Here is a 10,683-nt window from a genome sequence, read left to right on the forward strand (position 1 = left end):
ACACCCTTGCCGTCGGCTAGCACTTCCCCTTGCCGGGCGTGCAGGGGACTTTCACCCCCAAGTCATCCTGAGGCACCACCCCCAGGAACAGCGCCTGTCAAGGCGCTGCGCGCCATGCCTGGCGCACTACAGAAAAGCCCGCTGATCCTGTCAGCGGGCTTTTTGTATATGCTGTATATGCACGGAAGAGAAGTTATCAGCTTATCTCGGCGCGATTCAAGAACCCCACCAACGCGCGGGTCAGGTACTCGACATCTTTCGTGCCCGCGGTTTCACGAATCGAATGCATCGCCCATTGAGGCACCCCTACATCAATGGTGGGCACCCCCAATTCAGTGGCAGTAATCGGGCCAATCGTACTGCCGCAGCCCATATCTGCCCGGGTAACAAACGACTGCACCGGCACATCCGCTTCACGACAAACATCGCGAAACAGCGCGCCTGTAACACTATTGGTAGCGTAGCGCTGGCTCGCATTCACCTTGATGACCGGGCCTCCGTTAATCGCCGGGCCGTGCCGCTCATCGTGCTTATCACGAAAATTAGGGTGTAGCGCGTGGGCGTTATCGCAAGAGATCATCAACGACGATTGAATCAACTGAATCAGCGACTCCTCACTCCCCCCCTCACTCCCCTGGCCTCCAACTTGGGCATTAATACGCCTCAGCACATCCGCTAAAAAAGGGCCCTGGGCTCCACAGGCACTGGCACTGCCGACTTCCTCATGGTCATTAGCGACCAGCAAAGCGCCTTGGCTGCCATCGCAAGCCAAGAGCGCTTCTAAACCAATAAAGCAGGAGAGCAAGTTATCCAGCCTGGCACTCGCCACCAGCTCTCGCTTCACACCCACCAGGGAGGGCGGCTGAACGTCGTAAAAGCCTAATTCGAAATCAACTACTTCCACTTCACGCAGTCCGTGCTGCTCTTCCACCCATTGCGCCAACAGCTGCTCCAAGGTGGCAGAGTTGCTCTGCATTAATACCGGCGCCATTTGCGTCTGCGGGTTAATCGGACGGCCAGCGTTAACATCACGATCCATGTGAATCGCCAAGCTTGGCACCATGGCAATCGCACGGTCGACATTGAGCAACACGCTCTGTAAGCGACCATCAGCATGGCGCACATATATCCGCCCCGCCAACCCAAGATCACGATCAAACCACGGCGCCAACAAAACACCGCCGTATACCTGCACGCCCATCTGCAGCCAACCAGCAGAACACTGAGTAGCGTTGGGCTTTAGATGCAGCCCCGGGCTATCAGTGTGAGCACCAATCATCCGCAGCGCTGTTAATGCAGACTCAGGCAGTTGAAACGCAATAATCGAGGAGTCATTACGGGTGACGTAGTAACGCTTGCCTGGCGTTAGCTGCCAATTAGCCTTCTCTTCCAGCCGCTGAAAACCGGCTTGCTCCAGTCGCGCGGCCATATTACCGGCGGCGTGCCAAGGGGTTGGTGACTGGCGCAGAAAATCGCATAAACGCATTAAACGATCAGCGTTGAAAGTCTCGGACATGGAAATCCTCATAACAGTAATGATTGAGTCTCATAGCGCAGGTGACCTGCTACAATACCCCCTCGGCCTACGCAACTCATGGGTCATACGCGGGTCTAGGGAAGAATGAGTGTACACAAATCCGGGAGAGCTTGACTGATGAGCTTGTTTGCAATGCTTTCGCGTTCGGTCGCCCTGGCTGTCATGCTGGTTATTACCAGCCCAACTGCCTTCGCGCAACTTGAGCCGACCAACGAACAACGCCAGGCGGCAGTGGAAATTGCGGACTCGCTCCGCTACGGCCACTATGCTGATATTACTTTTGATGAAGCGTGGTCCAGGGATGCTTTCCAACGCTACTTGGACATTCTTGACGGCCAGCGCGCCTACTTGCTGCGTAGCGACATCGAACCCTATCGCCACTTAGAAACTGGCATGGCAGACGCCCTTTTCAATGGCGAGTTGGATGATGCATTTGGTCTCTACAACGCATTCAGTGAGCGCCAGCGGGCGCGCCTTGAGTCACTGCTTGCGCAGCTGGACGAAGGCCTTGATTTCGATTTCGAAAGTAATGAGCGCCTGGAAATTGATCGTGAAGAGGCACCCTGGGCATCCCGGCAAAGCGAGCTTGACGAGCTGTGGCGCAAGCGGCTTAAAAACGACGCGTTAACACTCGCCCTGACCGATCAGGATAACGAGCAGATTGAAAAGAATCTGCGCCAGCGCTATGAAGGCCAACTGACGCGCTTGGAACAAACGGAACCTGAAGACGTGTTTGGCGTTTTGATGGCAGCCGTCACCGGCACCATAGACCCACACACAGGTTACCTCTCCCCCCGCCAGGGCGAATCGTTTGATATCCAAATGAGTCTCTCCCTCGAAGGCATTGGTGCCCTGCTTCAATCGGATGGCGAGTACGTAAAAGTCTCCAGCTTAGTACCCGGTGGCCCGGCAGAGCGCGCAGGCGTACTTGAGCCAGCAGATCGCATTATCGCTGTTGGCCAGGAAGAGGGCGAGATGGTCAATGTAGTCGGCATGCGCCTGGACAACGTAGTAGATCTGATACGCGGCCCCAAAGGCTCCGTCGTTCGCCTGGATGTAGTGCCTGCCCAGGCGGTCGATATGACCCGCTCGCAGATCGTTGAGATTACCCGCGACACCGTCAGCCTTGAAGATCAAGCCGCCCACGGCGAAGTGATTGAAGTCGAGCGCGACGGTGAGCCTCACCGTCTAGGGGTGATCAATATCCCCACGTTCTACGTCGATTTTGATGCCTGGCAAGCGGGTGAAGAGGAGTACCGCAGCACTACCCGTGATGTGGCCAAGGAAGTCGAACGCCTTAAAGAAGAGGGTGTGGAAGGTATCGTGCTTGACCTGCGCAACAACGGCGGCGGCGCGTTACAGGAAGCCAACTCACTTATTGGCCTGTTTATCGATCGCGGCCCCACCGTACAAGTGCGCGATGCTCAGGGCCGTATTCAGCTGTATGGCGACAGCGAAGCAGGTACACTTTATGACGGCCCGCTTGGCGTACTGGTGAACCGCCTCTCCGCCTCCGCTTCGGAGATCTTTGCCGGTGCCATTCAAGACTATGGTCGTGGCCTGATCCTGGGCACGCCTACCTTTGGTAAAGGCACCGTGCAGACGCTTAACGACCTGAGCCATGGACAAATCAAGCTAACCCGCGCCAAGTTCTATCGTATTTCTGGTGACAGCACCCAGAACCGTGGCGTTGAGCCGGATATCGGTTACCCCAGTCTAATTGACCCCGAGCGTATCGGCGAAAGCAGCCTGGACAATGCCCTGGCCTGGGACACCGTTCAGAACGTTCAATACCGCCGCTATGGCGAACCAGAAACGGTGCTGGACAAGCTGATTGCCCAGCACGATGCACGTGCCCAGGACAACGCTAACTTCCGCTATTTAGAGCGCCAGTCCACGTTGGCCCGCCAGCTACGAGAGCAGCATACCAGCGTGAGCTTAAATCGCGAGCAGCGTAAGCGTGAAATGGAAGCCCAGGAAGCTGAGCAGCTCTCGCTGGAAAACCAACGCCGCCGTGCGCTAGGTTTAGAAGAACTGGATGAGTGGATGGATGCACGGACAGATGCCACAGAGGGGGTAACGGAAGAAACAGGTGATACCGAGACCTCGCAAAACAGCGAAAGCGAAGAGGATGAAGCACTGGCCGTTGATCGTGCCTATGTACTCGAATCGGCTGAAATTCTGCTCGATTACGCCCACCTACAAGAGTCTCAGCGACTAGCCGCAAAGCGGTAATGGCTTTTAGCTAAACAATACGCTGAATTCAAAACGCCGCTCCCTTCACAAGGGGCGGCGTTTTGGTTTTAACGTCTTGTTTTCAACATAGCGCAGCCAGACGGGCAGGCCGATCGCCCATCCTGGTTAAGCGCTTAGTAAGCGCTGCCAACTGAACGGCACTACCCTGACGACCCGCGCGAATAATTTCAAGCGCCCAGGCGGGTAGCTTTGGTGCAAGCCGATAATAGACCCACTGCCCTTCGCGCTGATCACTCAGTAGCCCACACTGACGCAGCTGCGCCAAGTGGCGCGACACCTTGGGCTGCGACTCCTGCAGCGCATGGGTCATTTCACACACGCACAGCTCCTGCTCTTGAGCCACCAGGAGCACCAGCATCAAACGCGTTTCATCGCTTAAACATTTAAACACCTGCAAGGCTTGCGGTGTATTCACTTTGCCCACCATAAAGGCCCCAGACTGATTGGCTATGTATGTACTGTATGTAGTTTACGCCACAACAACCGCAGGCGGTAAGCGCCACTCGGTTACGCAACAGGCAGACACGACAAAACACCCTGATGTCATAGTAAGCATCGGGAGGCAAAAAAGGAAAGGGTAATACAGAAAACTAAATGGCTCCCCGAGCAGGACTCGAACCTGCGACCCAATGATTAACAGTCATTTGCTCTACCAACTGAGCTATCGGGGAACAACGTATAGATATTAATAGCAGGACAACTTGGCTCCTCGAGCAGGACTCGAACCTGCGACCCAATGATTAACAGTCATTTGCTCTACCAACTGAGCTATCGAGGAACGTTGTGGTGTTTAAAGCGAAGCCAACTTGCTAATAAATATTAACAAATAATTGGCTCCTCGAGCAGGACTCGAACCTGCGACCCAATGATTAACAGTCATTTGCTCTACCAACTGAGCTATCGAGGAACTGCTCAAACACGGTGCGTAGTATACTCATAGAAACGTGAGGGTCAAGTATCGATTACAGATGAACGCTAGCCGCTGGTTTCCTGTATCCGTATAATGCCCCCATACATGATAGCGGTTCAGGCAACATCACTGCCGACCGCGCGACAGAACTCCATTCATCCTCGTCCCCCCGACGACTCATAGATGACAGGTACCGATGGCGAAGAAGCTCTTCATCAAAACGCACGGCTGCCAAATGAACGAGTACGACTCCTCCCGTATGGCGGATCTACTCGGCGAATCGCACCAGCTCGAACTCACTGATAATGAGCGTGAAGCCGACGTCATTCTGCTCAACACCTGCTCGATTCGCGAAAAAGCGCAGGAGAAAGTTTTTCATCAGCTGGGACGCTGGAAAAAACTCAAAGACGCTAATCCGAACCTGGTGATTGGCGTAGGTGGCTGTGTGGCAAGCCAGGAAGGTGAAGCAATCCGCAAACGTGCGCCCCACGTAGACATGGTATTCGGACCGCAAACCCTGCATCGGGTGCCCTCCATGCTGGACGCGCGAGGCAATAATCAGATTGCCGCAGTGGATGTCACTTTTCCTGAGATCGAAAAGTTTGATCACCTGCCCAAGCCCACCTCTGATGGTGCGACGGCGTTTGTATCGATCATGGAAGGCTGCTCCAAGTACTGCACCTTCTGCGTGGTGCCCTACACCCGAGGTGAAGAGGTCTCACGCCCTTTCGAAGCAGTGATGGATGAAGTCATTCACCTTTCCGACCAGGGCGTGCGCGAGATCAACCTGCTAGGCCAGAATGTTAACGCCTACCGCGGTGAGAACCAGCTTGGCGATGAAATCGACTTGGCTGAGCTGATTGCCTGCGTTGCAGCGGTAGAGGGCATCGACCGCATCCGTTTTACCACCTCGCATCCGGTGGAGTTTACTGACAGTCTCGTGGACGCTTTCGCCGATATTCCTGAGCTGGTGAGCCATCTGCATCTACCGGTACAGTCTGGCTCAGACCGTATTCTTAACGCCATGAAGCGGGGTCATACGGCGGCCGAATATATTGAGAAGATGGAACGTATCCGCGCCAATCGCCCGGATATCAGCTTCTCCTCTGACTTTATCATCGGCTTCCCCGGCGAGACTGAAGAAGATTTTGAAGCAACGATGAACCTGATTCATCAAATCGGCTTCGATCACTCGTTTAGCTTTGTTTACTCCGCGCGCCCGGGCACCCCTGCCTCTGGCTTACCGGATGAAACCCCGGAAAGCGTCAAAAAGCAGCGCTTGGCCATTCTACAAGAGCGGATTATTCAGCAAACCGCGCAGATTAGCCGTCGCATGGTTGGCAGCACGCAGCGCTTACTGGTTAACGGCTTTTCGCCGCGTGACCCCGGTCAGCTCTCTGGGCGTACCGAGAATAACCGCGTGGTTAACTTCCGCGCTGCCAACCCCACCGAGCTGATCGGCTACTTTGTCGATGTGGAAATCACCGAGGCATTTCCCAATTCGCTGCGCGGTGAGCTTGCCTCGCCCGAGCGCTATTGATCGTTCTCTTATCACAGATCATTGCCCCGCTTCGGGCGGGGCAGTAAGCTGAACGATACACACACTAACGAGGGGTTCCCCACTCTTGAGCCAGCCAACACCTCAGGCCAATCGCATCATCACCTTAAGCCTTGAACCCAATGATCCGCAGCGCCTTGCTAGCCTTTGCGGCCAGCAGGACGAGCATTTGAAGCTGATTGAAAGCCGCCTAGATGTGACGCTGCGCAACCGAGGCAATGTATTCCAACTGGCAGGCCCCGCCAACCGCATTAAGGCAGCGGCGAATGTGTTGGAACACCTCTATCGCGAAACAGCGGCGAGCGAACTCGACGCCGATACTGTGCACCTGTTCCTGCAAGAATCCGGGCTTGAAGCGCTGGAAGAGGAAGAGGATGGCACCGGCAGCAGCGATGAAGTGATTATGCGCACACCGCGCACCATGATCAAACCGCGCGGGCTTAACCAGCAGCGTTACGTTTCAAGCATTCGCGAACACGATATCAACTTCGGCATTGGCCCCGCGGGCACGGGTAAAACCTACCTTGCCGTTGCCGCCGCAGTAGAAGCACTCAACCAACAGGAAGTCCGCCGCATCCTGCTCGTGCGCCCGGCGGTTGAAGCGGGTGAAAAGCTGGGTTTTCTGCCCGGCGACCTGGCCCAGAAAATCGATCCCTACCTGCGTCCCCTTTACGATGCACTGTACGAAATGATCGGTTTTGAACAGGTAGCTAAACTGATTGAGCGTCAGGTGATTGAGATTGCTCCGCTGGCCTATATGCGCGGCCGTACGCTCAATAACTCCTATATCATTCTGGATGAGAGCCAGAACACCACGCCTGAGCAGATGAAGATGTTCCTGACCCGGATTGGCTTTGGCTCTACCGCCGTGATTACCGGCGACGTCACCCAGGTCGACCTGCCCAAGGGCCAGAGGTCGGGGCTGATTCAAGTGCTCGACGTGTTGAAAGACACTCAAGGCATCGGCGTTACCCATTTTGCCGCCAAGGACGTGGTGCGCCACCCGCTGGTTCAGCGCATTATCGAAGCCTACGATATGTTTGAATCCCAGCAGGAAGTGGAAGAGCGTGCCCGCCGCGAGGTGCGCCAGCAAGAGCGCGACGCACGTATGCAGGCACGTGAAGGCGCCTGGGATAGCTCGCGATGAGTGAAGGTACAAAGAATGGATGCATCGTTGATCGTCAGGCGGCGATTGACGAACCACTGCTACCCAGCCTGGCACAGCTCACCCAATGGGTGGGCTGTGTGTTTGCACACCACCCTGACGACCAGCGTCTTGAAGTAACCATTCGGTTTGTGGATGAGCTTGAAAGCCAAACGCTCAATCGTGACTACCGCGGTAAAGACAAAACCACCAACGTGCTGTCATTCCCCTTTGAGAGCCCGCCGGGTGTGGAGTTGCCGCTACTCGGCGACCTGGTGATTTGCCACGCCGTGGTGGCCCAGGAAGCGGTTGAGCAAGGTAAGTCGATTGAGCATCACTACGCCCATATGGTCGTGCATGGCATCCTGCATTTAATGGGCTACGATCATATGGATGATCAAGAGGCTGAAGAGATGGAGCAGTTTGAGCGCGAGCTGTTAGCCGAGCTAAACATCCCCGATCCCTATGCGGACAACACCCAAATGCCCACTAGGGATGACGCTTAAACATCTGCCTCTTTATTATTTGGCAGTAGGTGCGTTAAATCACGTAACAACTAATCTGGTACTATCCCCCGTTTCAGTGATAAAACGGCTACCTGACGACTAGTCAATGAGATAGCAACTGTTAGCAACTGTCTGCCCGCAAACGAGAGAATTGACGCATGAGCGAAGACCGATCGAGCAACCCCAATCAAAAATCCTGGCTCGAGAAACTCTTTAGCGCCCTTTCCGGAGACAATGACGAACCCAGCTCGCGGGATGAGCTGATGACGTTTTTACGCCATACCGCAGGGAAATTAAAGCTGGATCAGGACGCCATCATGATCATCGAAGGCGCGCTTGAGATCAGCGATCAGCAGGTTCGCGAAGTACTGATACCCCGCTCCCAGGTCTCAGCCATTGCGCTGGATCAAACCAGCGACGGCTACCTACCGCTGATTCAGGAAACCGGTCACTCCCGCTATCCGGTGATTGGCGAAAACCTGGATGATGTAAAAGGCATCCTGCTGGTCAAAGACCTGCTCCCCCTGCTCTCCCAGACACAGGCCCAGCGTGATGCTTTCAAGTTAGATGATATTTTGCGCCCGGCCATGTTTATCCCTGAATCAAAACGGCTCAACAGCCTGCTTAAAGAGTTTCGCGACACCCACAACCACATGGCAGTGGTGGTGGATGAGTACGGCGGCACCGCGGGCATCATCACCATTGAAGATATTCTTGAGCAGATCGTCGGCGACATCGAAGATGAGCACGATACCGATGAAGAGGACGATATCCGTGAAATTGAAAATGGCCGCTTTGCCATTCGCGCGCTGACACCCATCGAAGACTTTAACGACCGCTTTGACACCGAGTTCTCTGACGATGAGTTCGACACCGTTGGCGGCTTGGTGATGCAGCAGTTTGGCCATCTGCCTCGGCGCGGTGAACACACCATTCTGGGCGGCTGGCGGTTTGTGATTCTCAATGCCGACACTCGGCGCATTCGTCTACTCGAAGCCTACCGCGACACTCGTCGTGATGACGAAGAGGATGATGATCAGGAGAACAAGTCAGCCTAGGCGCCGCTTACCGTCACACTGCTCTCTAACCACTCTCTCGCACCTTACCGTAGATAGGTTATCGCTATGGGTTTACCCCCCGCGTTTTTGTTACAGCTGCTTGCCGCGCTGGTCGCAGGCGGCTTCACCACCCTGACAGCCTCCCCCTTTGAGCTTTGGTGGCTGGGCCCGGTGGCGATTGGTTTGCTCTATGTGGGCCTGCACACTTTAACCCCCGCCCAGGCAGCCTTAAAGGGCTGGTTATACGGTGTGGCCCTATTCGCTAGCGGCACCTCCTGGGTATATGTCTCTATCCACGACTATGGCTATACAGGTGTACCGCTAGCGGTATTTCTAACTGCCCTGTTCGTCACTGTTCTGGCACTGTTTTTTGCCGGTACGTTTTGGCTTTACCGGCGCTTTACCTCGGCACGGCTGGCGTTTATCAGCTTTGCCGGTGCCTGGGTACTGGGAGAAGTACTGCGGACTTACCTGTTTACCGGCTTTCCCTGGCTGCTGTTAGGCTCTGGCTATGTCGACTCACCGTTGGCTGCCTGGGCGCCTATTGGCGGCGTCTACCTGCTCTCACTTATGGTCGCACTTAGCGGCGCGCTTGGGGCTGAACTGCTGCTTCGCCGCCAGTGGTGGACACTCGCCCCCCTTGCGGCTATTTGGGTAATCCCCCTGGCACTCCCCCAACAGTGGACCACGCCGGCAAGCGAACCTACCCGTGTGGCACTCTTACAAGGCAATCTGCCGCAGCTATTAAAGTGGACGCCCGAGGGCCAGCGGGTCGCCGCGAACACCTATAGCGACCTCACCCGCGAAGTCGCGGATGAGGTCGACCTGATCATCTGGCCTGAAACCGCCCTGCCGATGATGGAGACCCAGGCCCGCCCGGTGTTAGAGCGGGTGCAAGCGAACCTGCCGCCTGACGTCGCCCTACTCACCGGTATCGTTCAGCGCGACGAACAAGAACGCTACTTCAATAGCGTTATTGGCGTAGGCAACGTAGAAGGCAGCTACCAGAAAGAGCACCTGGTACCCTTTGGCGAGTACCTGCCGCTGGAGAGCTTGCTGCGCGGGGCGATTAATTTTTTCGATTTACCAATGTCTACGTTCACCAAAGGTGCAACAGAGCAAACGCCGATGCAGGCCGCAGGGGTGAATATTGGCAATGCGATCTGCTATGAGATTATTTATCCGCAGCTGGTCGCCCGCCGCGCTCAAGACAGCGGAGTGATTATGACGGTGTCTAACGACACCTGGTTTGGTGCCTCAATCGGCCCCCACCAGCACCTGCAGATGGCGCGCCTGCGTGGCTTAGAGAACGGTCGCTATGTGGTACGCGCTACCAGCAACGGTATTACCGCAATTATCGACCCCAATGGGCAAATTGTAGAACGCGCCCCCCAGTTTGAAACCACAACGCTTACCGGCGAGTTCTACGCGATGGAGGGCTTAACACCTTTCACCCGGTTGGGTAGTTGGCCAGCTTGGTTGCTGGCAGGCTTGATGCTGATACCGGGCGTAGTGGCCGCGCGCGACACCCGTCAAGCGCGAAGCTGACAAAGCCACGATTCTAGGAAGACGGCACCTAGGAAAGCTGATCGAGTAGGAAGGGGAGTCGCCTCCCCTGTCCTCTCACACCACCGGGCATACGGTTCCGTACCACGGCGGTTCATGAAGAACGCTTGAGCCATCTTACCGCGTCCAGTATCGAGATCAGTCCCTG

8 protein-coding genes and 3 tRNA genes are annotated in these 10,683 nt (G+C 55.5%); 6 read left to right on the forward strand and 5 right to left on the reverse strand.

Translation table 11 applies throughout. The features are described from left to right. Window positions 1–196 precede the first annotated feature (196 nt). Window positions 197–1,516: a M18 family aminopeptidase gene (locus QT231_RS23630; RefSeq protein WP_308339222.1), complete on the reverse strand. Its 1,320-nt coding sequence runs from the start codon at window positions 1,514–1,516 to the stop codon at window positions 197–199. Between the two features lie 138 nt (window positions 1,517–1,654). Here QT231_RS23630 and QT231_RS23635 point away from each other — a divergent pair, with 138 nt between their 5' ends. Then, window positions 1,655–3,772 (forward strand): carboxy terminal-processing peptidase, encoded by a 2,118-nt coding sequence (locus tag QT231_RS23635; protein ID WP_308339223.1) that lies wholly within the window; start codon window positions 1,655–1,657, stop codon window positions 3,770–3,772. Window positions 3,773–3,854: 82 nt separating this feature from the next. On the opposite strand, the gene QT231_RS23640 is transcribed toward QT231_RS23635, so the two are convergent. The 4 genes from QT231_RS23640 to QT231_RS23655 form a co-directional block, all read right to left on the reverse strand. After that, window positions 3,855–4,220, reverse strand: coding sequence for a metalloregulator ArsR/SmtB family transcription factor (locus tag QT231_RS23640; protein WP_308339224.1), 366 nt, complete (start codon window positions 4,218–4,220; stop codon window positions 3,855–3,857). Between the two features lie 168 nt (window positions 4,221–4,388). Further along, window positions 4,389–4,464: transfer RNA gene (locus QT231_RS23645), tRNA-Asn, on the reverse strand. Window positions 4,465–4,495: 31 nt separating this feature from the next. After that, window positions 4,496–4,571: transfer RNA gene (locus QT231_RS23650), tRNA-Asn, on the reverse strand. A gap of 53 nt (window positions 4,572–4,624) precedes the next feature. Continuing rightward, window positions 4,625–4,700 (reverse strand) — tRNA-Asn (locus QT231_RS23655). A 199-nt stretch (window positions 4,701–4,899) separates the two neighbouring features. Here QT231_RS23655 and miaB point away from each other — a divergent pair. The 5 genes from miaB to lnt all read left to right on the forward strand — a co-directional run bounded on the left by miaB (window position 4,900) and on the right by lnt (window position 10,517). Beyond that, window positions 4,900–6,243: a tRNA (N6-isopentenyl adenosine(37)-C2)-methylthiotransferase MiaB gene (gene miaB, locus QT231_RS23660; RefSeq protein ID WP_308339225.1), complete on the forward strand. Its 1,344-nt coding sequence runs from the start codon at window positions 4,900–4,902 to the stop codon at window positions 6,241–6,243. Window positions 6,244–6,328: 85 nt separating this feature from the next. Beyond that, window positions 6,329–7,408 (forward strand): PhoH family protein, encoded by a 1,080-nt coding sequence (locus QT231_RS23665; protein WP_133730080.1) that lies wholly within the window; start codon window positions 6,329–6,331, stop codon window positions 7,406–7,408. Then, window positions 7,405–7,911, forward strand: a complete 507-nt coding sequence (gene ybeY, locus QT231_RS23670) for an rRNA maturation RNase YbeY (protein ID WP_308339226.1) — start codon at window positions 7,405–7,407, stop codon at window positions 7,909–7,911. The genes QT231_RS23665 and ybeY overlap by 4 nt, the downstream gene beginning before the upstream one ends. 158 nt (window positions 7,912–8,069) lie before the next feature. Further along, complete coding sequence (locus tag QT231_RS23675; RefSeq protein WP_308339227.1) at window positions 8,070–8,969, forward strand: transporter associated domain-containing protein; 900 nt, start codon at window positions 8,070–8,072, stop codon at window positions 8,967–8,969. A gap of 66 nt (window positions 8,970–9,035) precedes the next feature. Next, on the forward strand, window positions 9,036–10,517 hold the full coding sequence (lnt, locus tag QT231_RS23680) for an apolipoprotein N-acyltransferase (protein ID WP_308339228.1): 1,482 nt from the start codon (window positions 9,036–9,038) through the stop codon (window positions 10,515–10,517). The last annotated feature ends 166 nt before the right edge of the window (window positions 10,518–10,683 follow it).

Origin of the sequence: Halomonas sp. SpR1, assembly GCF_031010175.1 — a bacterium.
Lineage (GTDB): Bacteria > Pseudomonadota > Gammaproteobacteria > Pseudomonadales > Halomonadaceae > Vreelandella.